23 protein-coding genes, 2 tRNA genes and 2 pseudogenes are annotated in these 26,190 nt (G+C 69.4%); 16 read left to right on the top strand and 11 right to left on the bottom strand.

Annotated elements, in window-relative coordinates; translation table 11 throughout:
* Positions 1-100 precede the first annotated feature (100 nt).
* The 3 genes from JG540_RS07180 to JG540_RS07170 form a co-directional block, all read right to left on the bottom strand.
* Entirely contained in the window at positions 101-1,150 is a 1,050-nt protein-coding gene (locus tag JG540_RS07180) for an LCP family protein (protein WP_234042732.1), read from the bottom strand.
* Between the two features lie 144 nt (positions 1,151-1,294).
* Positions 1,295-2,287 carry a hypothetical protein gene (locus tag JG540_RS07175; RefSeq protein WP_200274954.1) on the bottom strand — a complete coding sequence of 331 codons (993 nt, stop codon included), beginning with the start codon at positions 2,285-2,287 and terminating at the stop codon, positions 1,295-1,297.
* 388 nt (positions 2,288-2,675) lie between these two features.
* Positions 2,676-4,811 (bottom strand): M13 family metallopeptidase, encoded by a 2,136-nt coding sequence (locus JG540_RS07170; RefSeq protein ID WP_200274952.1) that lies wholly within the window; start codon positions 4,809-4,811, stop codon positions 2,676-2,678.
* 475 nt (positions 4,812-5,286) lie between these two features.
* Between JG540_RS07170 and JG540_RS07165 the strand changes: the two genes are divergently transcribed.
* From JG540_RS07165 to JG540_RS07155, 3 genes are all read left to right on the top strand, one after another.
* Complete coding sequence (locus tag JG540_RS07165; protein WP_200274950.1) at positions 5,287-5,739, top strand: ribose-5-phosphate isomerase; 453 nt, start codon at positions 5,287-5,289, stop codon at positions 5,737-5,739.
* Positions 5,740-5,742: 3 nt separating this feature from the next.
* Complete coding sequence (locus JG540_RS07160; protein WP_200274948.1) at positions 5,743-6,717, top strand: Fpg/Nei family DNA glycosylase; 975 nt, start codon at positions 5,743-5,745, stop codon at positions 6,715-6,717.
* A 798-nt stretch (positions 6,718-7,515) separates the two neighbouring features.
* The gene (locus tag JG540_RS07155) at positions 7,516-8,838 is read left to right on the top strand and encodes an alpha/beta fold hydrolase (protein ID WP_407648302.1); all 1,323 of its coding nucleotides are present in this window, start codon (positions 7,516-7,518) and stop codon (positions 8,836-8,838) included.
* A 392-nt stretch (positions 8,839-9,230) separates the two neighbouring features.
* On the opposite strand, the gene epsC is transcribed toward JG540_RS07155, so the two are convergent.
* From epsC to JG540_RS07140, 3 genes are all read right to left on the bottom strand, one after another.
* Positions 9,231-9,806 carry a serine O-acetyltransferase EpsC gene (epsC, locus tag JG540_RS07150; protein ID WP_200274944.1) on the bottom strand — a complete coding sequence of 192 codons (576 nt, stop codon included), beginning with the start codon at positions 9,804-9,806 and terminating at the stop codon, positions 9,231-9,233.
* 130 nt (positions 9,807-9,936) lie between these two features.
* Positions 9,937-10,866, bottom strand: coding sequence for a cysteine synthase A (cysK, locus tag JG540_RS07145; protein ID WP_200274942.1), 930 nt, complete (start codon positions 10,864-10,866; stop codon positions 9,937-9,939).
* A 283-nt stretch (positions 10,867-11,149) separates the two neighbouring features.
* Complete coding sequence (locus JG540_RS07140) at positions 11,150-11,824, bottom strand: IMPACT family protein (RefSeq protein ID WP_200274940.1); 675 nt, start codon at positions 11,822-11,824, stop codon at positions 11,150-11,152.
* 296 nt (positions 11,825-12,120) lie between these two features.
* Between JG540_RS07140 and rpmF the strand changes: the two genes are divergently transcribed.
* The 5 genes from rpmF (at position 12,121) to JG540_RS07115 (ending at position 14,529) form a co-directional block, all read left to right on the top strand.
* Positions 12,121-12,285: a 50S ribosomal protein L32 gene (gene rpmF / locus JG540_RS07135; protein ID WP_200274938.1), complete on the top strand. Its 165-nt coding sequence runs from the start codon at positions 12,121-12,123 to the stop codon at positions 12,283-12,285.
* A gap of 39 nt (positions 12,286-12,324) precedes the next feature.
* Positions 12,325-12,398: transfer RNA gene (locus tag JG540_RS07130), tRNA-Gly, on the top strand.
* Positions 12,399-12,739: 341 nt separating this feature from the next.
* Entirely contained in the window at positions 12,740-13,441 is a 702-nt protein-coding gene (locus JG540_RS10750) for a hypothetical protein (RefSeq protein WP_234042731.1), read from the top strand.
* 87 nt (positions 13,442-13,528) lie between these two features.
* The gene (gene cmtR / locus JG540_RS07120) at positions 13,529-13,888 is read left to right on the top strand and encodes a Cd(II)/Pb(II)-sensing metalloregulatory transcriptional regulator CmtR (RefSeq protein WP_200274936.1); all 360 of its coding nucleotides are present in this window, start codon (positions 13,529-13,531) and stop codon (positions 13,886-13,888) included.
* Positions 13,885-14,529, top strand: coding sequence for a cation diffusion facilitator family transporter (locus JG540_RS07115; RefSeq protein WP_200274934.1), 645 nt, complete (start codon positions 13,885-13,887; stop codon positions 14,527-14,529). Before cmtR ends, JG540_RS07115 begins: the two co-directional genes overlap by 4 nt.
* Before the next feature lie 102 nt (positions 14,530-14,631).
* Here JG540_RS07115 and JG540_RS10675 read toward each other — a convergent pair.
* Together JG540_RS10675 and JG540_RS10670 are read right to left on the bottom strand one after the other, a co-directional pair.
* Positions 14,632-14,739 (bottom strand): annotated as a pseudogene (locus JG540_RS10675) (LLM class flavin-dependent oxidoreductase); the annotation flags it as partial.
* A 13-nt stretch (positions 14,740-14,752) separates the two neighbouring features.
* Positions 14,753-14,860: pseudogene (locus JG540_RS10670) on the bottom strand (helix-turn-helix transcriptional regulator); the annotation flags it as partial.
* An 822-nt stretch (positions 14,861-15,682) separates the two neighbouring features.
* On the opposite strand from JG540_RS10670, the gene JG540_RS07105 reads away from it, so the two are divergent.
* Positions 15,683-16,309, top strand: coding sequence for an endonuclease III domain-containing protein (locus tag JG540_RS07105; RefSeq protein WP_200274932.1), 627 nt, complete (start codon positions 15,683-15,685; stop codon positions 16,307-16,309).
* 147 nt (positions 16,310-16,456) lie between these two features.
* On the opposite strand, the gene JG540_RS10745 is transcribed toward JG540_RS07105, so the two are convergent.
* A complete protein-coding gene (locus tag JG540_RS10745) occupies positions 16,457-16,876 on the bottom strand; it encodes a hypothetical protein (protein WP_456048978.1) in 420 nt (139 codons plus the stop codon).
* Between the two features lie 414 nt (positions 16,877-17,290).
* On the opposite strand from JG540_RS10745, the gene JG540_RS07095 reads away from it, so the two are divergent.
* A tRNA-Pro gene (locus tag JG540_RS07095) sits at positions 17,291-17,364 on the top strand.
* Positions 17,365-17,401: 37 nt separating this feature from the next.
* Positions 17,402-17,692 (top strand): FMN-dependent dehydrogenase, encoded by a 291-nt coding sequence (locus JG540_RS07090; protein WP_200274930.1) that lies wholly within the window; start codon positions 17,402-17,404, stop codon positions 17,690-17,692.
* Positions 17,693-17,866: 174 nt separating this feature from the next.
* Here JG540_RS07090 and JG540_RS07085 read toward each other — a convergent pair whose 3' ends face one another.
* Positions 17,867-18,826 carry a PI-PLC domain-containing protein gene (locus JG540_RS07085; RefSeq protein ID WP_200274929.1) on the bottom strand — a complete coding sequence of 320 codons (960 nt, stop codon included), beginning with the start codon at positions 18,824-18,826 and terminating at the stop codon, positions 17,867-17,869.
* A gap of 463 nt (positions 18,827-19,289) precedes the next feature.
* On the opposite strand from JG540_RS07085, the gene tig reads away from it, so the two are divergent.
* The 5 genes from tig to JG540_RS07060 all read left to right on the top strand — a co-directional run bounded on the left by tig (position 19,290) and on the right by JG540_RS07060 (position 24,164).
* On the top strand, positions 19,290-20,678 hold the full coding sequence (tig, locus tag JG540_RS07080; protein WP_200274927.1) for a trigger factor: 1,389 nt from the start codon (positions 19,290-19,292) through the stop codon (positions 20,676-20,678).
* A 239-nt stretch (positions 20,679-20,917) separates the two neighbouring features.
* Positions 20,918-21,541 (top strand): ATP-dependent Clp protease proteolytic subunit, encoded by a 624-nt coding sequence (locus JG540_RS07075; RefSeq protein WP_325132769.1) that lies wholly within the window; start codon positions 20,918-20,920, stop codon positions 21,539-21,541.
* 1 nt (position 21,542) lies between these two features.
* The gene (locus JG540_RS07070; RefSeq protein WP_200274926.1) at positions 21,543-22,238 is read left to right on the top strand and encodes an ATP-dependent Clp protease proteolytic subunit; all 696 of its coding nucleotides are present in this window, start codon (positions 21,543-21,545) and stop codon (positions 22,236-22,238) included.
* A gap of 265 nt (positions 22,239-22,503) precedes the next feature.
* Complete coding sequence (gene clpX, locus JG540_RS07065; protein WP_200274925.1) at positions 22,504-23,793, top strand: ATP-dependent Clp protease ATP-binding subunit ClpX; 1,290 nt, start codon at positions 22,504-22,506, stop codon at positions 23,791-23,793.
* On the top strand, positions 23,790-24,164 hold the full coding sequence (locus JG540_RS07060) for a chorismate mutase (protein WP_234042730.1): 375 nt from the start codon (positions 23,790-23,792) through the stop codon (positions 24,162-24,164). The genes clpX and JG540_RS07060 overlap by 4 nt, the downstream gene beginning before the upstream one ends.
* Before the next feature lie 24 nt (positions 24,165-24,188).
* On the opposite strand, the gene JG540_RS07055 is transcribed toward JG540_RS07060, so the two are convergent.
* The gene (locus JG540_RS07055) at positions 24,189-26,102 is read right to left on the bottom strand and encodes an AMP-dependent synthetase/ligase (RefSeq protein WP_200274924.1); all 1,914 of its coding nucleotides are present in this window, start codon (positions 26,100-26,102) and stop codon (positions 24,189-24,191) included.
* Between the last annotated feature and the right edge of the window lie 88 nt (positions 26,103-26,190).

The raw sequence follows: 26,190 nt of genomic DNA, 5'->3' as shown, positions 1-26,190 counted from the left end.
CCGGGCCGCCGGGAGGGCGGGCAGCCTGCTTGCCAGAGGGAGGCTGCCCGTCAGGGAGCCATCCTCTCACCAGCAGGCGGCCGGGCGTAAAGGTTCGCGGCTAGCCGCCCGCGGGGGTGCAGGCGGCCTGCTGGTAGCCGTGCTCCTCCAGGACCCGGTAGGTCTCCGCGGTGGGCGGTGCCACGAAGGTGTCGTTGACGACCTGCGCAGGCACGTCCACGACGTCGATCTGCTCCGCGCCGGTCACGGCCCGCGCCAGGCCCAGCAGGTCCGGCAGACCGGTGTCCTGGTCCAGGCCGGTGTTGCCCGCCACCGTGTGCGCCAAGGAGCGGGCGGCCAGCGGGGAGCGGGTGCGCTCGCGGAGCCTGTGCATGACCTCACGCATGACCAGGCCGCTGGCGAGGGTGCGGCGGTGGGCTCCCTCGGCCTCCGACAAGGTCACCCAGGTACCGTCCCGGAGTACCTGCGGGTGGCGGGAGCGGACCAGGGCCAAGGCGGTGACGCCGTCCAGGTGCACCCGGCCGGCCTGGGGGAGGCTGAGCCCGGCCATGACGTCCTGCACGGGCTCAGCGACGTCTATGTCGATGCCGCCCAGGGAGTCCACGATGCTGGCGAACTGGGCCATGCTGACGGTGACCAGGTGGTGCACGGGCACGCCCAGGCTCCCGCACAGCAGGTCCGCGGTGTTCTGGGGACCAGCCAGGAAGCTGGTGGCCAGGCGCTCCTCCTCGAATAAGGAGGGGCCGATGATCAGGTCGCGGGGCAGCAGGAGGACCGTGACCTTGGAGCCCTGGGTCTGCAGCAGGGCGAGCACGTCCGCCCGCTTGCCTTCTCCAGCCTCCTCCACTGTGCCGAAGGGGAGGCCGGGGCCCTCCGGCACGTCCTCACGCGAGTCCGTGCCGACTATCAGCCAGGTCTCCGGGGCAGGTCCGGACTGGGCTGGGGCCGCTAGCGGATAGCGCTCAGTCCGGGAGAGCAGCACCGCCAGGTCAGTGCCGACGGCCACCAGCAGCACGGCCAGCAAGGCGCACAGCAGGGTGGCGGCGCGGTGACGGCGGTAGCAGGCGGTGACCCGGTTGCACAGCGGCTGGCTGGCGGAGGGGTGGCCGGTGCTCTCGTGCGCTTCTCGTGCGGGTTCTTGCTCGTTCAATGGGGTCCTTTCCTGGCACGCGGTACAGCTGCCGTGGGGACACAAGTATCCGGGTGGTCCCGCTGCAGCAGCGGGACCACCCGGACAACTGGGTCTACCTAGGTTCGATAAGCCTGTGGCCCTCGGTCTAGGAGGCTAGGAGTGTCAGGCCTTGCGACGCTTGAGGGCGACCGCGCCGGAGCCAGCCATCCCCAGAGCGAGCAGCGCGACGGCGGGGGCAGCCACACCGGTCTTGGCCAGCTCCTTCTGCGTGGCAGGCTTGGCGGGCTGCTTGTCGGCGACGTTCTTGGCCGGGGGCTGCTGCTGCTGCTGCTGGGCGCCCTTGTCCTTGTCGTCGCCCTTGTCCATGTCGGCACCGCCGTTGCCGGAGGCGTCATCCAGGCCCTTCACGTAGTAGAGCTGGCCGTTCATGCCCTTGTAGACAGCCTTGAAGGTGCCGGACTCGCCGCTGCCGGCCTTGAGGGAGATGACGAAGTAGCCGTCTGGGACGTTGCTCGGAACGGGCAGCATGAGCTCGTAGGAGCCGTCGGCGCCGACGGTCCCGGAGGCCAGGGTGATGCCAGCGGCGTCGTCAGCGACCTTGCCCTGCTCGTCAGAGGGGGTGAGCATGAAGGTGAGCTGGTCACCGGGGTTGAACCCGGTGCCGGTGGCCTTGAGCATCGTGACCTTGTGCTCGGAGTCCGACTCCGTGTGGACCTTGCCGTCGGCCTTGGTCAGGTAGAAGCTCTCCTCCTCGACCTGGCTTTGGGGGCCGTTGTAGTGCTGGCACTGGGCGAACACGTACCACGGGTCGGTCTTGGCGTCGCCGCCGGACTTCTTGATCGCGTCGGCCATGTTCACGGTCAGGCTCCAGGTGCCGTCAGCGTTGGCCTTGACGTCGCCCACGAGGGTGGCGTTGTCCTGCGCGTCACCGATGGCGACCCGGACCGTGCCGGGCATGTCCTTGCTGATGCATCCCTTGCCGGTGAAGGTGTAGCTGCTGTTGGGGTCGATGTGGTCGCTGACGTCGTCCAGGTCGAAGCTGGGAGCGCCGCCACCGGGGGCGGGCGGGGTGACGCTGTCTGCGTAAGCGGGGGAGGTGATGCCAGCAGCCAGCACGACTGCGGCAGTGAGAGCGAGGGGGCGTCCAAGACGCATGGTGTCCTCCATGTGTATCTCAGGGAAGGCTAGGGGTGCCTTTGACGTCGCCATTCTTTCCCACGGGGTGAGAGGGCACAAGGATGAGTGTGTGCCGCGTCATGGAGGTAACAGACTTGTTAAAAAACACGTAAGTCGCACCAGTCACATCAGCCACAGAGGTGCGGATGTTTTGTGAGAGAAACACAAAGAAGCGTCCTCTATATCTCGGAAATCGAGAGAACGTGCTGGTGATTGCTCATTAAGCTCCCACCTCATCCTCAGGCTGCGCAGCCAGAAAAGTGCCCCTGGCAGGTCGGGGGACACAGTCTCCATCACCTGCCAGGGGTGTCCGGCATCTCCTGCCAAGCACCTGCCGGAGGTCTGCCAGCGTGGGCTCCTCGCGGTGCTACCAGATGCTGACGCGCTCCTGGGGGGCCAGCCACAAGGCGTCTCCCTCGTGGACGTCAAAGGCCTCGTAGAAGGCGTCCAGGTTCCGCACGATCCCGTTGCACCGGAACTCCGCAGGTGAGTGCGGGTCGATCGTCAGCAGCAGCTCGGCGTAGTCGTCACGGTTCTTGCCCCGCCAGATGCGCGCCCAGGAGAAGAAGAAACGCTGCATGGCGCTCAGGCCGTCAATGACGGGAGCCTGCGCCTCCGACTCCAGGCCCTCCCGGGCCAGGGCCAGCCGGTAGGCCTTGAGCGCGATCCCCAGGCCCCCCAGGTCACCGATGTTCTCCCCGATCGTCAGCGAGCCGTTGACGTGCGGAGCCTTGGAGGCGTCCCCCTCTTTGGCGGCACGAGCCACCAGGGAGGCAGGGCTGTAGGCGTCGTACTGGGCGATCAGCGCGCCTGTGCGCTCCTTGAAGGCCTCCCGGTCCGCCTCGGTCCACCAGTCAGTGACCTTCCCGGTGCCGTCAAAGGTGGAGCCCTGGTCGTCAAAGCCGTGCCCGATCTCGTGCCCGATAACCGCGCCTATCCCCGCGTAGTTCACGGCGGCGTCCGCCTGCGGGTCGAAGAAGGGCGGCTGCAGGATCGCCGCCGGGAACACGATCTCGTTCATGGTCGGGTTGTAGTAGGCGTTCACCGTCTGCGGCGTCATGTGCCACTCATCGCGGTCTACCGGCCCGCCCAGCCGGTTGACCTCCCGAGCCAGCTCCACCTGCTCCACGCTGCGCACGCTGGCCAGCAGGTCGCCCGCCGTGACCGTCACCGCCGAGTAGTCCCGGAACTTCTTGGGGTAGCCGATCTTCGGGGTGAACAGGGACAGCTTCTCCAGGGCCTTGCCGCGGGTCTCCTGGCTCATCCAGTCCAGGGTGCTGATCGACTGCCGGTAGGCCTCGATCAGGTCTGCCACCAGCACCTCCATAGCGTCCTTGTGCGACGCCGGGAAGTGCCGCTCCACGTAGATGCGCCCCACCGCCTCACCCAGGCAGGACTCCACCAGCCCCACCCCGCGCTTCCATCGGGGCCGCAGCTCGTCAGTGCCCTGCAGGCGCTTGCCGTAGAAGGCGAAGTTCTCCTCCACGAAGGCGCTGGACAGCAAGGAGGCCCGCACGTGCACCACGTGCCACACCACCCAGGCGCGCAGGTCCTCCAAGCTGGTGCTCTCCCACACCTGGCCCATGTGCGGCAGGTAGTCCGGCTGCCCCACGATCAGCTCCTCCAGGAAGGTGCCCCGCTCGCAGTCAGCCCCCCGCACCGCCTGCTCCACACCCTTCAGCCACTGCAGCCAGGGGAAGGAGCCGGTAGCCGCCTCCGCCCAGGTCATCGGGTTGTTCATCTGCTCAATGTCCCGCAGACGCACCCGGTCCCAGTGCCCGGCCGCCAGCGCCGTCTCCACCGCCATGACCCGCTGGGCCACAGCGGTGGCCGCGTCGACGTCGGGAGCCGTGCCAGCCTCCCTGGACCCCGGGGCGTCACCCGTGGCCAAGTCACCGACCACCCCCGCCAGGCGCAGCATGGCCGCCACGTGCTCCACATAAGCCTGCCGCAGCTCCGCCTGGGACTCCTCCCGGTAGTAGGACTCGTCAGGCAGCGCCAGGCCGGACTGGCCCATCCAGGTGGTGTAGCGCTCCGGGTCGTTGAGGTCCACCTCCACCCCCACGCTCACCGGGCCGGTGAAGCCGATCGCCAGGCGTGCTCCCAGCAGGCGAGCCAGCTCCTCCTTGGAGGCCGCCCGCAGCACCGGCTCCAGCTCAGCCCGCAGCGGCTCAGCCCCCAGGGCCTCGATCCGGGCCTCGTCCATGAAGGTCGCGTAGAGCGCCCCGATCTTGGCCTGCTCGCTACCGTCTGCGGCGGCGCCGGAGGAGACCTGCCCGGCACACTCCTCCACGATCTGGCGGCAGGCCAGCTCGGCCTCGTCACGCAGCTGGGTGAAGGCACCGGTGGCGGGCCGATCAGCGGGGATCTGCGCCGTCGCCAGCCAGGCTCCGTTGACGTGGCGGAACAGGTCGTCCTGCGGGCGCACGGACAGGTCCTGGGCGGCGGTCTCCAGCACGCCAGCGAGGACCGGGGCGGGGGCGGAGGGTGAGGTTTCAGTCATGAGCACACGCTAGCCGAAAGGTCTGCGGCGGCCAGGTGTCCAGAACGATGACAAAGACCGCTGCTGACTCGGCCCGGCCCTGTGAGGACCGTGGAATCATGCGGATCGACGGTGAGGCTCCGCGCTGCCCGACGTCGTTTGTCATAGATCCGGACACTTCGAGCCTGCTGTGCGTGAAGTCCTGGGCCTGGGGCGGGGCGCGTCCTGCTGGCGACGGCAGCGCTCCAGCCAGGCAGGCCCTCCTGCGGCCCACGCTGACGCAGCACCAAGCCCCGAGCGGCGTCCGACCGTGGCTCGCCCCGTGGTTGATCCGGGTGTGCCGGTCTCCGATGCTGCCGCCCGGTTCCAGGTCTCGTGGCCCACCCTCAAGCGCTGGGCCTCCTGCCACCGGCCCGCTCAAGGCCCTGCCCGGGCCCAGAGCCGGAGGCTCTGGTGAGGTTAGGCCCACGGCCGCTGCTGAGGCACAATTCAGGACATGCGCATCCATATCGCCACCGACCACGCGGGCTTCGAGCTCAAGAACGAGCTCGTCAAGCACCTGCAGGACGCTGGGCACGAGGTCATCGACCACGGGGCCCACGAGTACGAGCCCCTGGACGACTACCCCTCCTTCTGCATCGACTGCGGCAAGGGCGTGGTGGCCGACCCCGGCAGCCTGGGTGTGGTGATCGGCGGCTCCGGCAACGGCGAGCAGATCGCCGCGAACAAGGTGGACGGGGTGCGCGCCGCCCTCGTGTGGAACGAGGACACCGCCCGCCTGGCTCGCGCGCACAACGACGCCAACGTCATCTCCATCGGGTTCCGCCAGCACGACCTGGACTACTGCTTCCACCTGGTGGACCTGTTTATTGCCGAGCCCTTCAGCGGCGACGAGCGCCACGTGCGGCGCATCAGCCAGATCGCCGCCTTCGAGGCGGAGCGCCGCTGACCGGTGCCTGAGGGCCACACCATCCACCGGCTGGCCAAGGCGCTGGCCGAGCTGTGGAGCGGACAGCGCCTCCAGGCGTCCTCCCCGCAAGGGCGCTTTGCCAGCGGGGCCGCGCGCCTGGACGGTCAGGTGCTGCTGGGGGCCCACGCGCACGGCAAGCACCTGTTCGTGCCCTTCGCGCCCCAGGCCGACGTGCCGCTTGAGTCCCCGGAGGTCACCTGGCTGCGCGTGCACCTGGGGCTCTACGGCTCCTGGACCTTCGACGGCGACGCCGCCTTCCAGGCCCCGCACGCCATCGGCGCGCCCCGGCGTCGGGTCGGTGAGCGCGGCGAGCAGGCCGTGGCCCGAGGTGAGGGCTCCGTGGCAGCGGACCCGGACGGGCCGGGTGCGCAGGCGCCGTCGGTGGGGGAGTGGGAGCCGCCCGCTCCCCGTGGGGCGGTGCGCCTGCGGCTCCTGGGGGAGCACGGCTGCGCCGACCTGACCGGCCCCGCCGCCTGCGAGCTGCTGGACAGCGAGGGGGTGGCGGCGGTGCGCCGTCGCCTGGGGCCGGACCCGTTGCGTGAGGACGGGGAGCGGGCTGTCTTCGTGGCGGCGGCACGGCGGCGTCGCAAGAGCGTCGGCGAGCTGCTGATGGACCAGTCGGTGCTGGCCGGGGTGGGCAATATCTACCGGGCCGAGGTGCTGTTCCGCTGCGGCGTGGCCCCCGCGCGCCCCGGCAGCGCCGTGAGCGAGCAGCGGCTGCGGGCCGTCTGGGACGACCTGGTGCCCCTGATGCGGGACGGCGTGGAGACCGGGCTCATCACCACCGTGGACGCTGACGACGTGCCCGTGCCGCTGCCGCCGGAGGACCAGGAGGCGGGCCGCTGGTACGTCTACCACCGGGAGGGGCGGCCCTGCCTGCGCTGTGGGGCCCGGGTGCGGCGGGCTGAGGTCGCGGGGCGCGCCCTGTTCTGGTGCCCCCGCTGCCAGTCCCACTAACTCCCCCGTTGCTTGCCGCGAGACCGGGACATATGGCTCGCGAGACCGGGACATATGGCTCGCGAGATCGGTAAGGGTAGCCTTAGTTGTGGATAGCTGGGGGTGGTTGGTGGGCGGGGGACGGCTGCCTACGTCGGTGGCGCTCCCGCCGCAGGCGTGCTTGGTGGAGAGGGGGCGTGTAGGTGGTGGGCCCTCGTGCCCTGGGTGGCGCGGGCGCGGTTGGTGGCGACGTCGTCGGGGCACGCAAGGGGCTTGGGTGGTCTTGGTGCTGCGGGTGGTGCTGGGTGACGGCGTCGCCAGGGACGCGTGGTGGGCCTGGGCGTCCTGGATGGTGCGGGTTGTGCGCACGGGACTGCTTGCCTGCTGTCGGACCACAGGGATTTCAACGGTTCTGGTTCTCAGTATGTTCATGACGACTGCGCTGGGTGTGCATCGAGGTCGCCGTCGCACATCTAGCGGGGGTCCGGGGGTGGCCAAGGAGCGGGCTGCTGCAGATGGAACCGCGTGATCGTAGGGGAAGTCCCCTGTAGCGCCCTCAGACGGGCCTGCTCTGGTGTGTGCAACAAGGCCCTGCGCGACCATGTGGCGCAGGAGCGGGTCCATGGCCAACCGGCCGAATGTGCTTTTGCCGCTTGGGTACCCAGGCGGGCGTTGGTGTCCTCTGCAGGTGCCTGGCTCACAGGGCACCGCTCGTGCAGGACACCGCGACCACATGATCTTAGGGCACCCTTACCGGTCTCGCGGTACATATGTCCCGGTCTCGCGGCAAACAAGGGGGTTGGGTGGGGAGCGCATAGGGTGTGGGTCGTGACCGCATCTGAAGCCTCTGCCCTGCACGCCAGCCCCTGGTCGGCCAGCACCGCCGGGCTCCTGACCCGCGACCTGCACCTGACCGTCCCCCTGGACCGCTCCGGCCAGGGCGACACGCTCCCGGACGGCAGCCGCACCATCACCGTCTACGCGCGGGAGGTAGCCCTGGCGGAGCCCGGTGGCGGGAACGACCCCCTGGCCAAGCCCCCGCTGCTGTTCCTCCAGGGCGGCCCCGGATTCGAGTCCCCCCGCCCCAGCGCCGACGCCGGGCTCGGCTGGCTCGGCGCGCTCCTGGAGCACCACCGCGTCATCCTCCTGGACCAGCGGGGCACCGGGCGCTCCACCCCAGTCAGCCAGCCTGAGGTCGGAGGCAGTGCCGCCGGGACCGCCCGCCTGCTCACCCACCTGCGTGCCGACGAGATCGTGGAGGACTGCGAGGACCTGCGGCGCGCGCTCGGGCTGGAGCGCTGGAGCCTGCTGGGCCAGTCCTTCGGCGGGTTCTGCGTCACCCGCTACCTGTCCACTCACGCCGACGCCGTCGAGACCGCCTACCTGACTGGCGGCCTGCCCGCCGTCGGCCACAGCATCGACGAGGTCTACGTCCTCACCTACCAGGCGGCACAGGCCAAGACGGCAGAGCTCTACGCCCGCTACCCCCAGGACCGTGACCGGATGGCTGCCCTGATGGAGGCGGCCGCGCGCGGTGAGGTCACCACCGCCCACGGCGTCCCCGTCAGCCCCGAGCGGCTGCGCGGCCTGGGCGCCCAGCTGGGCGCCAGCGGCGGCCTCGACGCCCTGCACCACCTCCTGGAGCTGTCCCTGGACTCTGCCGCCTTCCGGTACGACCTGGAACGCTGCCTGCCTTTCAGTGGCCGCAACCCCCTGTACGCCGTCATCCACGAGTCCTGCTGGGCCGACGGCGGGACCACCGGCTGGGCCGCCGAGCGCACCCGCCCCAGCAGCTACGACGCCGACCCCACCCTCCTGACCGGCGAGCACGTCACCCGTGCCGCCCTGCGCGAGGACCCGCTGCTGCGCCCCTGGCTGGAGGTGGCCGAGATCCTGGCGGTCCACGAGTGGCCCCGCATCTACGACGTCGACGCCTTGCGTGCCGCTGGCACTCCGGGGGCCGCCGCCGTCTACGTCCGGGACCTGTTCGTGCCCATGAGCACCTCCCTGGAGACCGCCTCGCTGCTCCCTGGAATGCGCACCTGGGTTACTAGCGAGTGGGAGCACAACGGGGCGCGTGCCAGTGGGGGAGAGGTATTCCGGCACCTGCGTGCGCTCGCGGGCGGCACGCGGCTGCGTTGAGCCTGCCTGCGGCGGCTCGCGCTCGGGGCGACGGCCTAGGTGCGTCTGCCGCACACGGTTCCGGCGGGGCCGGGGCTGCGGCGTCGGGCTGGCTGACGCAAACGGTTCCCGTGGGGGAGTGGGGGACGTGGGGGAGGAGTGTGGGCGGGGACGCCGGGTAGGTCCCGCCCGGGCGTACCGGCGGCAGCGACGGTGGGGGCGCTTGTCACTGGCGTAGCGGTTCCGCTCTGCCCGCGCGTGCACCACGCGCTTGCTCCCTGCGGCTCTGTTGTGGCGTCCTGCCGTCGTCACCGCGCCCCACTCCATTGGTCACGCAAGCTCACCACCCCAGTAAGTAAGGTTCCCCTTACCGGTCTCGCGAGCCATATGTCCCGGTCTCGCGGGAGGTGGGGTCAGATGTAGGCGGTGGGGTCCAGCAGCAGCTCGGGGTCGGTGTGGCGGCTGCGCGCCCGCGCGGGCACCCCGACGCCCACGTGGTCCGCAGGCAGGTTCTTGACCAGCACGGCGTTCGCGCCGACGCTCGCCCCGTCCTCCACCGTCACCGGCCCCAGCACCTTGGCCCCGGCCCCGATCTGCACGCGGTTGCCGATCGTGGGGTGGCGCTTGCCGGGGCTCATGGACACCCCGCCCAGCGTCACGCCGTGGAACAGCAGCACGTCCTCGCCGACCTCCGCCGTCTCCCCGATGACCACCCCCATGCCGTGGTCAATGAAGCAGCGCCGGCCGATCGAGGCCGCCGGGTGGATCTCCACCCCGGTGAGGTTCCGGGCCGCCTGGGACAGGGCCCGCGCCGTGAAGCGGAAGCCCTTGTGCCAGAGCTTGTGCGCCGCCCGGTGGGCCCACAGGGCGTGCACGCCGGGGTACAGCAGGGCCACCTCAAGGCTGGAGCGGGCCGCCGGGTCCCGGCGGCGGGCGGTGGCCAGGTCCTCGCGGATCAGGTCCAGGACAGTGTGGTCAGAATCGTGCATGGGTTCTCCTGCGGGACGACGCCGGCGCGGTGCCGTGGGGCACGGCCGGTGCGCCGCGCTCCCGGCCTTGCAAACACCGGCGGCCGCCCGCCTGTTCCCGGGAGGTGGCCGCCGGTGTGAGAGCCGTGGCTCAGTTCAGGTACTCGGCGAAGAGCGCGGTGGACAGGTAGCGCTCACCGGTGTCCGGCAGCACCGTCAGGATGGTCCTGCCCGCCAGCTCCGGACGCTGGGCCAGCTGGGCGGCGGCGGCCAGGGCCGCGCCGGAGGAGATGCCCACCAGCAGGCCCTCCTCCTTGGCGGCGCGGCGGGCGTACTCCAGGGCGAGGTCTCCCTCGATGTGCAGCAGCTCGTCCCAGACCTGCTGGTCGAGCACCTCGGGCACGATGTTGGGGCCCAGGCCCTGGATCTTGTGGGGGGCGGCCTGCCCCTCGGCCAGCAGCGGGGACTCGGCGGGCTCCACCCCGAACACCTTGATTCCGGGGACCTGCTCGCGCAGCACCTGGCCGACGCCGGTGAGCGTCCCGCCGGTGCCGATCCCGGCCACGAAGGCGTCGATCTGGCCGCCGGTGGCGGACAGGATCTCCTGGGCGGTTGTGGCCCGGTGCACGGCGGGGTTAGCCGGGTTGGCGAACTGGGAGGCGAGCACGGAGTTAGGGGTCACGGCCTGGATCTCCTGGGCCTTCTTGACGGCGCCAGCCACGCCGCCCTCCGTGGTCAGGACCAGCTCGGCGCCGAAGGCCCGCATGATGGCACGCCGCTCCTTGGACATGGTCTCCGGCATGGTGATGACCACCCGGTAGCCCAGGGCCGCGCCCACCATGGACAGGCCTACGCCCGTGTTGCCGCTGGTGGCCTCGATGATCGTGCCGCCGGGCTGGAGGCTGCCGTCGGCCTCGGCCGCGCGGATGATGGCTAGGGCGATCCGGTCCTTGACGGAGCCTGCCGGCTCAAAGGACTCCAGCTTGGCCAGCACGGTGGCGGGCGCGCCGTCGGTGAGCCGGTTGATGCGGACGATCGGGGTGGAGCCGACAAGCTCGGTGACGTTGCTGGCGATGCTCATGGTGTCTTCGTGTCTCCTTGACGGGCTGGTCTGGACGGCGTCCTGCGCGGGCTGTCACTGGCGCTGCGCTGGTTCGGGATGCTGCGGCTGCTGCCGCGGCTGGTGGGCCGGTGGCGCCACCTCGACGGCGGTCCCGGGGTGCCTTGGGGCCGGGCCCTAGGACCTGACGCGTTCGGCGTGGCCCGAGGCCGCCTGCCCTGAGGGAACGCCGGACCGTGGACTTCTGTTCCCGCCGAGCCTGCTTGCTTCCTGGGACGGTGCTGGCCGCGGGCGTCCCCAGTCCTCACACGGGGGTCTCCACGACCTGGCTGCCAGCGGCCTGCGCACTGGCCTCGCCCCGTGTCAGGCCCGCGAGCAGCGCGTTGAGGGCCGTAGGGTCGGCGCTGGCGGTGGTCACGGTGATGACGGCGTGGGTGGGCCCCCACAGGGTGCCGGTCACGTCCAGCCCGGCCAGCTGCGGGGTGTCCGGCTGGGCCCGCAGCTCCGCCTCCAGGCGTCCGGCCTGCGGAACCGGGACCGCTACCTCCCACAGGTGGCGGGTCTCCAGGCGCACCCGGCTGGCGGCGGCCAGGGCGGCGGAGGCAGCCTGCGTGTAGGCGTGCACCAGCCCGCCGGTGCCCAGCAGGACGCCCCCGAAGTAGCGGGTCACGACGACGGTCACCTCACTCAGGCCCGAGCCGCGCAGCACCTCCAGCATGGGGGTGCCGGCCGTGCCCGAGGGCTCGCCGTCGTCGCTGGAGCGCTCGATGGGCAGTGCTCCGGGCCCGCCGTTGACCACGAAGGCGGAGCAGTGGTGGCGTGCGTCGGGGTAGCGGCTGCGCACCGTGGCGATGAAGGTGCGGGCCTCCGCCTCGGTGCTGGTGCGGGCAGCCTGCCCCAGGAAGTGCGAGCGCTTGATCTCCAGGTCGGTCTCGGGCTGCTCGCCACGGGCCAGGGTGAGCGTGGGGGCGTCAGGCATGGAGCCATGCTCTCATTACCGGGGGCGTTCCGAGCGGGCGCCCTGGTCGCGCCAGGCAGGAGACGCCGGGCCGGGGCAGGAGGGGGCGGGCATAAGGTACGGGGCCAGGGAGGCTCTGGGGAGGGGGCGGCTGCGCCGTCGGCAGTCCCACCAGTGGCCAGGCGGGGGCTGACGGGACTGATCTCACACGCCTGCTGGCTGTGCTGGCTGGAAGCCGGGGGTGGGATTCGTTAGGGTGTCCCTCGGTCCAGTTTCACGGATCTGCGGATCCACAGACTTTTGAGAGGAGCGGGCTCATGGCAGTGCCGAAGCGGAAGATGTCCCGCAGCAACACCCGTAAGCGTCGTTCGCAGTGGAAGGCTGAGCTGACCGAGCTCAACACCATCCGCGTGGCCGGCCGCGAGGTCACCATCCCGCGCCGTCTGGCCAAGGCCTACAAGATGGGGCTGCTCTCCGACTGAGCGGGTAGAGTCGTGCGCCGCCGTCACGGTGGTGCCAACGCGGGTGTAGCTCAATGGTAGAGCCTCTGCCTTCCAAGCAGATTGCGCGGGTTCGATTCCCGTCACCCGCTCCAATGTGATGTGGCAAGACATATGAGACAGTTCATAGGTCTTGCCACACGTTTATCTAGCCGGAGAAATGAGACACCCTTTCATGTGCTTTTTCCGGTGCATCTATCCGGACTTATGAGACAGTTATGGTTGCTTTCTTGCGCGGTAGTTCTTGTTGGGATCTAGGATGTATTCCCCGATTATTTCTCCGCTGCCTATCAGCATCACTGTGACTTCTTTTTCGGATATCAGCGCATAGACTCTTTTGTCCGCGTACCCTCTTCTGGGGTCTCGTTTGTTGTGCTAGATGTTTAGTTTGTTGTGTTGGTAGGGGTGTCTCATATGTGTTGCTTCTAGACAGGTCATGGGCGAGGAGACGACGAGGCGGCTGGAGCGGATCACGGCCCCGGCGTCGACCTCCTCGCCCTCCAGCGACGTGTCCGCGAGGATCGCGAGTATCGAGATCAGGCAGAACGAGATCGCGAGCACGCTCGGCGAGTTCGCGCAGAGTCTCAACGGCGAGAGCTTGAATGCCGCGTGGCGGAGCTTGGTTGCGGAGGCACAGAAGAATCGCGCGGCTACGGCCTCGGCGATTGAGGGGCTCAAGGCGCAGGCCGCGGCGAACCAGAAGCTCGTGAGCCAGGTCGGCGGGGTGGTTCAGCGGGTCGAGAAGGCTGTCGAGCAGGTCGCCGGGGAGGCCGCGGCCACGATGACCGCGAACCTCTACGCCTCGAACGAACGGGCCGAGCGAATCATCGCGGCGACGGCGAAGCTGGAAGCGCGTCAGCTCTGGTCGGCGGCCGCGGCAATGTGCCTCGCTCTCCTGCCGGTGGTCGTGGTCGTCGCCGGGCTCTGGATGGGTATCGTCGGGCTCATCACGGGCGCTCAGTGGGCGCTGGACGTGGATGGGAGCGTGTGGCTCGGCGTCGGGCGCTGGCTCGTGGTCATTGTGGGCCTCGCCGGGGCCGGCTACGGTCTCTTCGCGTCCGTCCGCTGGGTTGCGAGCTTGGTGGAGACGTGGCGCGGTCGCGGGATGTCGAAGTGGCCGAGGTGGCGGAAGAGGTGACCACGGTTCCCGAAGGCAGGCGCGCGGAGCGCGTGCGGCAGCCCTTACACCTGGACATTGGTCAGTGCGCACTGTATAGTTCAGTGCATGCTGACTATTGCTTCGCGCCTCGACGTCATGAACCGGCTCGGCCGGGCCATGGCCGACCCGACGCGCTCCAAGATACTCATGACCCTGCTCGACGGCCCGAGCTATCCGGCCGTGCTCTCGCGCGAGCTGAACCTGACCCGCTCGAACGTCTCGAACCACCTGACCTGCCTGCGCGACTGCGGGATCGTCATCGGCGAGCCCGAGGGGCGGCAGACCCGCTATGAGATCGCCGACCCGCACCTCGCGGCGGCGCTCGTCGCGCTGGTGGACGTGACGCTGGCTGTCGACGAGCATGCGCCGTGCGTGGACTCTGCGTGCACGGTGCCGGGCAGCTGCGGGACGGGGGTGGAGGCGTGAACGAGGCCCTGACCACCGCGCGCCGCGCGACCCTGCACCGCCGCGTTCGCTTCATCGTCGGCTTCACGATCACCTACAACGTGATCGAGGCCATCGTCGCCGTCTGGGCGGGCGTCCTCGCCTCGTCGGCCGCGCTCATCGGCTTCGGGCTCGACTCAGTCGTCGAGGTGCTCTCGGCGGCCGCCATCGCCTGGCAGTTCACGCGCAAGGACCCCGAGCGGTGGGAGAAAGTCACCGTCAAGGCCATCGGCATCGCCTTCTTCGCGCTGGCCGCCTACGTCTCGATCGATGCGGTGCTCGCGCTGGTCGGCCAGGAGGGCCTCGACCACAGCCCGCTGGGCCTCGGCATCACCGCGCTGAGCCTGCTCGTCATGCCGCTGCTGGCGTGGTTCGAGGTCCGCACCGGGCGAGAGCTGGGCTCCAAGAGCGTGATGGCCGACGCCAAGCAGCTCATCCTCTGTGTCTATCTGTCCGGTACGGTGTTCGTCGGCCTGGTCCTCAACAGCCTGTTCGGCTGGTGGTGGGCCGATTCGGTCGCGGCGCTGGTCGTGGCGGTGCTCGCGGTGCGCGAGGGACTGGAGGCCTGGCGCGGCGACGTCGAGTCGCCGTTCGAGGTCCTGGAGGACCTCGACGACGACTGATTCCTACCCACGAGAGGATGGCGGAGACCCCCGGAGCGCTGCTTCTGGGGGTCTCAGTGTTTCCATCACACTTCACGAGTGTCATGACTCGGACATGTGCTAGCGCATATCAATCACACCGGTGCCGACCTCGATGTTTTTGGTGCGCGCACCCGCTGCTGCGAGCACGGGCACTGGAGAGGCGGCCTGGCGAGCCCAGTGGTGCACACGCCGTGCGGTCCGACTCCCACTTGGAGATCGCCTGACGCGACACCCCGAGCAGGACAGCCAAACGCTCCTGGGTGAGGCCACGACTGGACCTCAGGTACTGAAGGTTCGCACTAAAGGACATGGCAACTCCTGCACTTAGGCCGTAGGAGAGGCGGCTGACATCCGATTCCCCTGTGGCGGTTCCTCCTCCACTGTGCCAGTGAGGACGATGCACATCCACCACCCAACGGTTGCGATCCACAGAGCAACCACATGTCTCCCGCAACCACTGGTTGCATCCACCCGAACATCACGAGAGGTGATGTGCTCCGATCCCAAGGCACGTGTTCCAGCACAAACTTTCGTGTTGCGAAGGGTGTTCTGGATAAAAATGGCACCTGGAGGCCCGGAAAAACGGCTCCCGAGGGACACCTCGCACGGCGATTCCATACTTGTTGTCAGTTACTACCTCATAAATAAGTTCCTTTGGAGTCAGCAAGCCGACTCCACAATTTCTCATGACACCTCATCAATTTGACATCCGGTCCGTTGCGCCTCTGAATCGTTTTCGCGCGAAATGTGAACCAGTCCGCACCTAGCGGCGCGCCCACCAGGCCCGGCTTTGCACCCACCTGTACCCAGAGATGCACCCACCGGGCCTCGCAGTGCACCCACTTGGCTTGGTTATGCACCCACCCCGGCTCTTGTATCCATCGTGACCACCTTTGGTCCAAGACTTTCTGTTGAAGTGGCGCCGTTTCCGGGCAACCGGCAACGGCGCTCCCTCATGAGAAACGTGTTCGCGTGCTCCAGCGCGGCTCCTTGCGCCTACCGGTGTGCTGGGAGTGGGCACCCTGCCAGCGCGTCCCCGGGGCTGGGTGGGCTCGGCTGGGACAGTGTGGGAGCCCGGGGCTGCCGTGCTGGTGCGGGCAGGCGGCCGCAGGCGGCGCGGTAGCCTGGGGAGATGGACTGGCGTGCCCTTTACGAGCTGTTGGACGCGCGCTTCGAGATTGGGGCCTGGTGGCCCGCGGAGAGCGGCTTCGAGGTCATGGTGGGGGCCGTCCTGACACAGAACACCACCTGGACCAGTGTGGAGCAGGCAGTGGCCCACCTCCGGCAGGCACAGTGCCTCACGCCAGAGGCCGTGCGCTCCTGCCCGGACGCGGAGCTGGTGAGGTTTATCCGTCCGGCCGGCTCCTACACGCGCAAGGCTGCCACGCTCAAGGGGCTGGCCGCCTGGCTGGCTGAGCACGGTGAGGAAGCGCCCGATATGCCGGATACTGCGCTGCGGGAGAGCCTGCTCGCTGTCAACGGCGTCGGCCCCGAGACCGCGGACGTCATCTGCCTGTACGTCTACGACCGTCCGGTCTTTGTCTTCGACGCCTACGCGCGCAGGATGCTGGAGGCCCTGGGCGCGCCGGTGGGCAGCACCTATGAGGGCACCCGTCGGCTCCACCAGGACAGCGTCCACCAGGCAGGCCTGTCAGCCAGGGAGCACGGACGGTTCCACGGCCTGGTCGTCACGGCGGGCAAGCGCGCACGGACCGTGGGCTGGGCGCAGGCCCTGGGGGACCGGCTGCGGGCTGGGTAGCGACGGCGGTGCGGGACGCCGTCGGCGGTCTGCCCGTGCAGCCGGCGCGCCTGTGGGGAGCACGGCAGCGCCCTCCGGTGCCGGGGCGTGGCTACCAGAGGGCGCTGCGGAGATAGACGGGCTCGGCCTGAGCCGCCAGGGGCTGGGTCAGGACAGCTTCTCGTCGACGCGGGCCTGCACCTGCTCGTACAGGTCGCCGAGGGCGGCCTCGCGCTCCTCGCCGTTGCCGTAGTCGCCGCGGATCACGGCGTCGGCCAGGGCGTCGATGTCGGGGGTCTCCGCAGCGGCGGGAGCCTCCTCGACGGCGGGGGCCTCCTCCACGACCGGGGTCTCCTCAACGGCGGGAGGCTCCTCGGACACCGGGGCGGCCTCCTCCACGGGGACGACCTCCTCGACCGGGGCCGCCTCTACCGGAGCCTCCTCGACTGGCGTGGCCTCGGCGGCGACAGCCTCCTCCACGGGAGCGGGCTCGGCCGGAGCGTCCTCGCCGGAGAGGGCCTTCTTGACAGCGGAGATCACGTTGAACCCGACGGAGGCGAGGGCTCCGGGAGCCTGGTCTTCAGCCATGTAACGTTCCTTTCTCAGGGGGCAGAGGTCACACACGCTGTGACCACCGGCAGGATAACCCGTCGTAGGCCTAAGCGCCTAGATGAGTCCGGGGCGGCTGCTCTGCTTGCCAGGTGCTGGTGTGTATCCCTGCCAGCAGCGCGGCCCAGCGGTACCGGGATCACAGACGTGCACCCCCGGGACCTTAGGCCGCGGCGACTGCCTGGGCCGCGGCGACTGCCTGGGCCGCGGTGACTGGGGGAGCGCGGCGGCCGGACTGGGCCAGCCCTGGACGGTTCCCCAGGCCACGGTGACTGGGTGAGTGACTTAGGTGGCACGGCACGGTGGCGGACCACGGGCTCAGGCGTGCTACCTTTTGCGTTGCGCGAGGGCCGGTCGCCTGGCCTGAGCGGCACAGCACGGCCACGGCCGTGACGGGGTGTGGCGTAGCTTGGTAGCGCGCCTGCTTTGGGAGCAGGAGATCGTGGGTTCAAATCCCGCCACCCCGACCCCTGGTGGCACCAGGCCCTCCTCTAGGCTGGGGCTATGCCCTCTTACCGCAGCATCCTGACGATCGGGGCCCTGAGGCCAGGCCAGCAGCCTGACGCCGTGGAGCAGGCCGCCCGGCAGGCGGTCACCCGCACCACCGCCCTGGAGGCCTTTCAGGTGGACGTCGTACGTGGGGAGCCTCGCGTCACCGTCCGCTTCACCGCCGCCGACGACGCCGACGCCCGCCCCGTCCACGAACGCACGCTCACGGCGGTACGTGAGGTAGGCAGCGCCCCACGTGCCGTGCTCGCCAAGGTCGTGGGCGGGCGCAGCGTCCCCCTGCGCTGAGCCGCAGTCGCGTGGGCCGGTCCCAGACAGGGCGGCCAGCCTCCCGGTGCCTGGAGGGCTGACGGAGCGGCAGTGCCCGGGGCCCGCTGGCAGGCAGTAGCCGCAGCGGGGTGGGGCGCCCGGCAGCGCCGGGGCCCCACCCCGCGAAGGTGTCTCAGCCTGGCAGGCCCAGTATCACCAGGGATCGTCCTCGTTGGTGGCCATGCGGTGCGTCTCGGGGTGCGAGGCCACCCAGCCACGGATCAAGGCGATGGCCTCGTCAGTGTGCGGGTGCTTGTAGAAGTGGGTGGCCTTGAAGCCCGCGATGATGCCGTCGACATGAGCCTGCCCCAGCAGGTCGGCTACGCGGCCGCCCTGACCTGCGGCGGCGGTCCAGCCGAAGGTCTTGCCGAGCCGCCCCTGGTCACGCGCCTCGCTGGCGAGGCGCAGCTGGTCACAGGTGCGGTCCCAGCCGCGGGTGCAGGGGCCGAAGCCCTGGTTCAGGTTGTAGTAGCCGTAGTCCGCGACCCGCTTGGCGGCAGGGACCTGCCTGCCGGACAGGCTCTCGTAGTCGTTGAGCACGGACTGGGCGGTACCACTGACCGCCACGGCCTCAAGATCGTTGAGGGAGGAGGAGACCTGCTTCCACGCCGGACCGCCTACGGTCTTGTAGAAGCCGTACAGGGCGTGCACTCCCTGGGCCTCGAAGGTGCTCCGGGCCAGGTCCTGCAGCCTGCTGATCGAGCAGACGGGGTGCTGGGGGCTGCAGTGGTCAGGGTTCTTGATGTCCAACCAGACGAAGCTGATCGTCCTGCCTTCCTGGCGGCGCTGGGCGATATGACGGAACAGGGTCTCAGCAGTGTCCCCGGCGCTGGTGGGCAGGCCGTCGTGGTCCGCCCACCAGCCGGACTTCGTCCAGGCGGTGAGGTCGACCTCCAGGGCGTTCGCACCCGCGTCCAGGGCGTCGTCGACGCCCTGCCTGGTCAGCACCCGGTGCGCGATGGCGTAGACCGGGCGCTGGCCCGCAGCGGCCTGGGCCTGGTGGCTGACGGGATGTGCGGGTGAGTGCGGCGCAGCCACCGCAGCTGGTGCTCCGATCGACGCCAGGGCGAGCAGCGATGCAAGTGCCGTGAGGAATCGTCTTTTCATCTTCATGTGAGGTGTTCCTTGAGCTGTTGTCACTGGTACAGGGGCTCTCCGGTAAAGGCAACGTGCCGACGGTGCCCCCTGCGGTGGCAAACAATATTGCTAATGACAGCAGTAGGTTGTCGATAACCTCAGGTGACGTGGGTCTCATTCTATGAACGCAGGCTGTCATATCAACCAAAGGGATTGATCTGCTTTGTAGTTCATAGAATGTGGATACAAAAGTTTTGTATACATCCTCAAGGGGGTGGGGGTGAGGGGTCAGATAAAAGCCGTGGCCCGCCGCCTTGGTGCCAGGTTCTGGGCGCTGACCAGGTGGTCGGGGCCCCTGGGGCCCTGTGCCTGGCCTCATTTTTCGACTCTCCTGGCAGTTGCCCTAAGATGGCACGGACTGACGCCGCCCAGGGGCGTCCGCGAGAAGCCTGCTGCTCCCCGCGCCACCACAGATTCCAAGCATTCGGAGTAGACCCCCGTGAAGAGCACTGTCGAGAACCTTGACCCCACGCGCATCAAGCTGACCGTCGAGGTCCCTTACGAGGAGCTCAAGCCCAGCCTCGACGCCGCCTACAAGGAGATCGGCTCCCAGATCCAGGTCCCTGGCTTCCGGCGCGGCAAGGTGCCCGCCCGCGTCGTCGACCAGCGTGTGGGCCGCGGCACCGTCATCCAGGAGGCCATCAACCACAAGATGCCTGACCTCTACCGTCAGGCCATGATGGAGTCCGGCCGCGTCCCCATGCTCCAGCCGGAGATCGAGGTCACCGAGCTGCCCGCAGTCACCGGCCCCAACGGTGGCCAGCTGGGCTTCACCGTGGAGGTCGTCGTGCGCCCGCAGGTCGAGCTGCCTGCCCTCGACGGCGTGGAGCTGGAGGTTGACGCCGTGGAGGTCACCGACGAGGACCTGGACACCGAGCTGGACAACCTGCGCGCCCGCTTCGGCTCCCTCAAGGCCGTCAGCCGCAAGGCCAAGACCGGTGACTTCGTGACCATCGACCTCAAGGCCGTCATCGACGGCGAGGAGGTGGACTCCGTCTCCGGCATCTCCTACGAGATCGGCAAGGGCAACATGCTCAAGGGCCTGGACACCGCCCTGCGCGGCCTCAAGACCGACGAGTCCGCCACCTTCACCACCACCCTGGCCGGTGGCGAGCACGCCGGTGAGGAGGCGGAGGTCACCGTCACCACCACCGCGGTCAAGGAGCGCGAGCTGCCCGAGGCCGACGACGACTTCGCCCAGATGGCCTCCGAGTTCGACACCATCGAGGAGCTGCGCGAGGACCTGAGGAAGCAGGTCACCGAGCGCAAGACCGGTGAGCAGGCTGTCGCGGCCCGTGACGCCCTCCTGGAGAGGATCCGCGCTGAGGTGGACTGCCAGGTCCCGGAGGCCGCCGTAGACCACGAGGTCAAGCAGCACCTCGCCGCCGAGGGCAAGGCCGACGACGAGGAGCACGCCAAGGAGATCCGGGAGGAGGTCGCCACCAACCTGCGCGACCAGGTCATCCTCGACGTCCTGGCCGAGTCCATGGAGGTCGGCGTGGGCCAGGAGGAGCTGATCGAGTTCCTGATCCAGACCGCCCAGCAGTACGGCATGGAGCCCGGCCAGTTCATGCAGGGTGCCCAGAAGGCCGGCCAGATCCCCGCCTTCGTCTCCGAGATCGCCCGCAACAAGTCCCTGGCCATGGCCCTGCGCCACGTCACCGTCAAGGACTCCAAGGGCGAGACCGTTGACCTGACTGAGTTCATCGGCTCCGACGAGGCCGACGCCGCTGCCCTGGTCTCCCAGGTCGAGAAGGTCGCCGCCCCGGTGTCCTCCGCCTCCAGCGCCTCCTCCGCCAGCACCCCCTCGGCCCCTAGCGCCAAGTGAGGGCGCGCCCTAGCAGCGCTGAGGACCCCAGGCGGGCCGCTCCCAGGCAAGTGGGGGCGGCCCGCCTGCGTCGTCGTCGGCTGCGTGCCTGGGCCGACCGCGACCGTACGGCTGCGGCAGCGAAGGCTGGGCGGGCAGGCACTGCCGCACTGGGCCGTGAGCGAAAAGACGCCGTGAGGGGCATGAACAGCCAGCGGTCCGGGTTAGCGTTGTCAGGCAACAGAGACGAGAGGACTGACGTGAGCGAGCTGACTGCGCGGACCACGCCCGTGGCCGAGACCCCCGCTGCCGGCCTGGGTTTGACCGACTCCATTTACAACCGCCTTCTCAAGGAGCGGATCATCTGGCTCGGCTCCGAGGTGCGTGACGACAACGCCAACGCTATCTGCGCCCAGATGCTCCTGCTCGCCGCGGAGGACCCTGAGCGGGACATCTACCTGTACATCAACAGCCCCGGTGGCTCCGTGACCGCAGGCATGGCCATCTACGACACCATGGAGTACGTGCAGCCCGACGTCGTCACCGTGGCCACCGGCATGGCTGCCTCCATGGGGCAGTTCCTCCTGAGTGCCGGAGCCAAGGGCAAGCGCTACATCACCCCCCACGCACGCGTGCTCATGCACCAGCCCTCCGGCGGTGCAGGCGGTTCCGCCACCGACATCCGTATCAACGCCGACCTAATCATCAAGATGAAGCAGGAGCTCGCGGAGATCACCGCGGAGAAGACCGGCCACACCGTGGAGGAGATCATCCGCGACTCAGACCGTGACCACTGGTTCAGCGCGCCCGAGGCCCTGGAGTACGGCTTCGTGGACCACATCGTTTCCTCCGCCCGTGAGATCCAGCAGAACGGAGAGAACTGATATGACCAGCTCCCGCCCCTACTTCGACGCCGTCGCCCGCCAGGTCGCTGCCGCAGGCGTGGACCCTGCCGCCCTGCCCGCGGCCCGGTACGTCATGCCCCAGTTCGAGGAGCGCACCGCCTACGGCTTCAAGCGTCAGGACGCCTACTCCAAGCTCTTTGAGGACCGGATCGTCTTCATGGGCGTGCAGGTGGACGACACCAGCGCCGACGACGTCATGGCCCAGCTGCTGGTCCTGGAGTCCCAGGACCCGGACGGCCTGATCACCATGTACATCAACAGCCCCGGCGGCTCCTTCACTGCCCTGACCGCGATCTACGACACGATGCAGTACATCAAGCCGCAGATCCAGACCGTCTGCCTGGGGCAGGCAGCCTCCGCGGCGGCCGTGATCCTGGCGGCGGGCTCCCCGGGCCGCCGTCTGGCCCTGCCCAACGCCCGGGTGCTGATCCACCAGCCCGCCATGGAGGGCGTGCAGGGGCAGGCCTCCGACATCGAGATCGTGGCCAACGAGATCGACCGGATGCGTGGCTGGCTGGAGCAGACCCTGGCCTCCCACACCGGGCAGGACCTGGCCAAGGTCCACCAGGACCTGGAGCGCGACAAGATCCTGACCGCCGAGGGCGCCAAGGAGTACGGGATCGTGGACCAGGTGCTCGCCTCCCGCAAGGCCCCGGCCTCCCCGCACTCCGCCTGACGGCCTCCCCGCACTCCGCCTGACGGGCTGCCCGCACTCCGCCTGACGGGCGCGCCCGCCCCCTGACTGGTGCATTTCGGCTCGACTTGTGCGGTTTTCCCGCACAAGTCGAGCCGAAATGCACAGGTGGGTGGAGGGGGAGGGCCGGTGAACGTTCAGGGGCGCGCCGGGCGCGGCTCTCGCGCGGGGGAGCGGGACCTAATAGGCTGGTGGTGCTCCCCGGCTCCCGGGGCGCAGCTTGCCCATTTACAGGTAGGGGAAACACGTGGCACGTAACGCCGAGAGCGTGGACCTGCTCAAGTGCTCTTTCTGCGGAAAGAGCCAGAAACAGGTGAAGAAGCTCATCGCAGGCCCGGGCGTCTACATCTGTGACGAGTGCATCGAGCTGTGCAACGAGATCGTCGAGGAGGAGGGCGCCGAGGGCAACGCCGGCGTGCCCCTGGAGCTGCCCAAGCCCCAGGAGATCTTCGACTTCCTCAACCAGTACGTGATCGGCCAGGAGGCCGCCAAGCGCGCCATGAGCGTGGCCGTCTACAACCACTACAAGCGCGTGCAGGTGCGTGAGCGCTCCGTGGCGGAGGGAGAGGACCTGGAGCTCGGCAAGTCCAACATCCTGCTGCTGGGTCCCACCGGCACCGGCAAGACCCACCTGGCCCGCACCCTGGCCAAGCTCCTGGACGTGCCCTTCGCCATCGTGGACGCCACCGCCCTGACCGAGGCCGGGTACGTGGGCGAGGACGTGGAGAACATCCTGCTCAAGCTCATCCAGGCCGCCGACGGGGACATCAAGCGGGCCGAGAAGGGCATCATCTACATCGATGAGATCGACAAGATCGGCCGCAAGGCGGAGAACCCCTCCATAACCCGGGACGTCTCCGGCGAGGGCGTGCAGCAGGCCCTGCTCAAGATCATTGAGGGCACCACCGCCTCCGTGCCCCCGGGGGGCGGGCGCAAGCACCCCCACCAGGAGTTCCTGGAGATCGACACCACCAACATCCTGTTCATCGCCGCCGGGGCCTTCGCGGGGATCGAGGAGATCGTCCGCCAGCGGGAGCGCAAGGAGGCGGGCACGCAGCTGGTGGGCTTCGGGGCCACCCTGGCCAAGGACAGCGCCAAGGACGTGTTCTCCTCGCCGGTGCGCCCGGAGGACCTGCACAAGTTCGGGCTGATCCCCGAGTTCATCGGCCGCCTGCCGGTGATCGCCACCGTGCAGGACCTGGGGATGCCCGAGCTGGTGCGCGTCATGACCGAGCCCAAGAACGCACTGGTGGCCCAGTACGAGTACCTGTTCAGCCTGGACGGCGTGGAGCTGGTCTTCACCCCGGAGGCGGTGCGTGGGATCGCCGAGCTGGCCCTGGCGCGCAAGACGGGGGCCCGGGGCCTGACCTCGATCGTGGAGGAGGTGCTAGGCACCGCCATGTTCGAGGTGCCCTCCCGCCCGGAGGTGGGGCGCGTGGTCGTTGACGCCGAGGCCGTGGCAGGAAAGCGGGCGCCACGCTACGAGACCACCGCGGGTGCCCCGGCGGCCAGGCCCGGGCGGAGCCGCACCGCATGAGCCCTGCCGGGAAGCGGGCGGCGCACGCAGGCAGCGAGCGGGTGGAGCGGGACGTGCCCGGCGTCCCCGCAGAGCTAGCCCACTACCGGGCCACTATCGACAATCTCGACGCCGCCCTGGTGCACCTGCTCGCGGAGCGCTTCCGCTGCACCCAGCAGGTGGGGCTGCTCAAGGCCCGCCTGGACCTGCCCCCGGCCGACCCGGCCCGGGAGGAGCGTCAGGTTGCCCGGCTGCGGGCCCTGGCAGAGGACTCCGGCCTGGACCCGGTGTTCGCGGAGAAGTTCTTCACCTTCATCGTCTCTGAGGTGATCCGCCACCACGTGGCTATCCGTGAGGAGCACGGGGAGACGGAGCCGGACCAGCCCCGCTGAGGGCGGCTCCGCCCTCCCCGCCCGTCACAGGCGCTCGTAGAGGGAGTCGATCTCCGTGGCGAAGCGCTCCGCGGCCTGGGCCCGGCGCACCTTCATGGACGGCGTCAGCAGGCCGTTCGCCACCGTGAAGTCCGTGGGCAGCACCTTAAAGGTGCGGATCGACTCCGCCCGCGACACCGCCTCGTTGGCGCGCGCCACCGCCTGCTCCAGGGCTGCACGCACCCGTCGGTCGCTAGCGGCGTCCACCACGTCCATCTGCTCCAGGCCGTGGCTGGACAGCCACAGGGGCAGCATCTCCGCGTCCAGGGTCACCAGTGCCCCGATGCAAGGGCGGTTGTCGCCCACCACCAGCACCTGGGATACCAGCGGGTGCCCGCGCAGCCGGTCCTCCAGTGCCGCCGGGGCCACGTTCTTGCCCCCCGCCGTCACGATCAGCTCCTTCTTGCGCCCCGTGATCCGCAGGAAGCCCCGGTCGTTGAAGGAGCCGATGTCCCCGGTGCGCAGCCAGCCGTCCTCCGACAGCACCTCCGCCGTCGCCTCCGGGCTGCCGTGGTAGCCCTGGAAGACCCCGATACCCTTGACCAGGATCTCACCGTCCTCCTCCACCCGGATGCTGGTGCCAGGGATCGGCAGGCCCACAGAGCCGATCTCCGTGGCCGTGGGCAGGTTCACGGTGCAGGGGGCGGAAGTCTCCGTCAGCCCGTAGCCCTCCAGGACCGTCACGCCCGCGCCCCGGAAGAAGTGTCCCAGGCGCTCACCCAGCGGGCCGCCGCCGGAGATCACGTGGGTGACCTGCCCGCCCAAGATGTTGCGTAAGGTCCGGTACACCAGGCGGTCAAAGGCCGCGTGCTGGGCACGCAGCCCCCGGGAGGGCCCCTGAGGGGAGTCCAGGGCGCGGGAGTAGGCGATAGCGGTCTTGGCCGCCAGACGGAACACCTTCTGCCTGGCCCCCTGGTTACGGGCGTCCGCCGCGTTGTAGATCTTCTCAAAGACCCTGGGGACCGCTGGCACGAAGGTGGGGCGGAAGGTCGCCAGGTCCGTGACCAGGTTCTTCACGTCCGGGGCGTGCCCCAGGACGCCGCCGGAGGAGCAGACCACCGCCAGCTCCACGAAACGCCCCAGCACGTGCGCCAGAGGTAGGAACAGCAGGGCCCGCACAGTCTGGGCCTCCAGGACCTCAGGCACGTGCACGCAGGCGTTGAAGGCCAGCCCGAACAGGTTCCCGTGGCTGAGCTCCGCACCCTTGGGACGCCCCGTGGTACCAGAGGTGTAGACGATGGTCGCCAGGCTGTCCCTGGTCAGGGCGGCGGTACGCCGGTCCAGCTCGGCCACAGGCACCTGCTTGCCCGCCAGGACCAGCTCGGTGACCGCCTCCCGGGCCAGGCACAGCACCTCCAGCCCCGCCAGCGCCGGATTCTGCGCCTTGAGCGCGAGCACCATCAGCTCCATGGACTCGTCCTCGACCACCACCAGCCGGACGGCGGCGTCGCTCAGGATCCACTCGGCCTGCTCGGCGGAGGAGGTCTCGTACACCGGCACCACCACCAGGCCAGCCTCCCAGGCCGCGAAGTCCAGCAGGGTCCACTCGTAGCAGGTGTGGGACATGATCGCGATGCAGTCCCCCGGCTCCAGACCCTTGGCCACCAGGCCCGCGGCCGCCTCCCGCACCCGGTCCCGGAAGGCCGCGGCGCTCATCTCCCGCCAGGACCGGCCCAGGGAGGACTTGCGGGAGATCAGCGCCCCGGTGGGGTTGCGCTGGGCACGCTGGGCCAGGGCCCAGGGGCCGGTCATGCCCGCGTGCAGCGGCACTGCCAGGTCGGCGTGCAGCTCCCGGGAGGCCCTCCCGCCGACGGGTGGCAGCCCGGCTGCGGCGTCCCGCCCAGGCAGGCTGGGACTGGATGCCTGGGCGGCGTCGGGCTGGGCGGGAGAGCTGCTCATACACCAAGCATGTACCGCCCCGGGCCCCGGCGTCTTTCAGACAACCCTGCGAAAGCCCGCCGACATTCGGTGGAAAGGTACTAAACAG

Origin of the sequence: Actinomyces weissii, assembly GCF_016598775.1 — a bacterium.
Taxonomy (GTDB): Bacteria; Actinomycetota; Actinomycetes; order Actinomycetales; family Actinomycetaceae; genus Actinomyces; species Actinomyces weissii.
The sequence above is the reverse complement of the archived record's forward strand: the minus strand, read 5'-3'. Positions and strand labels throughout refer to the sequence as shown.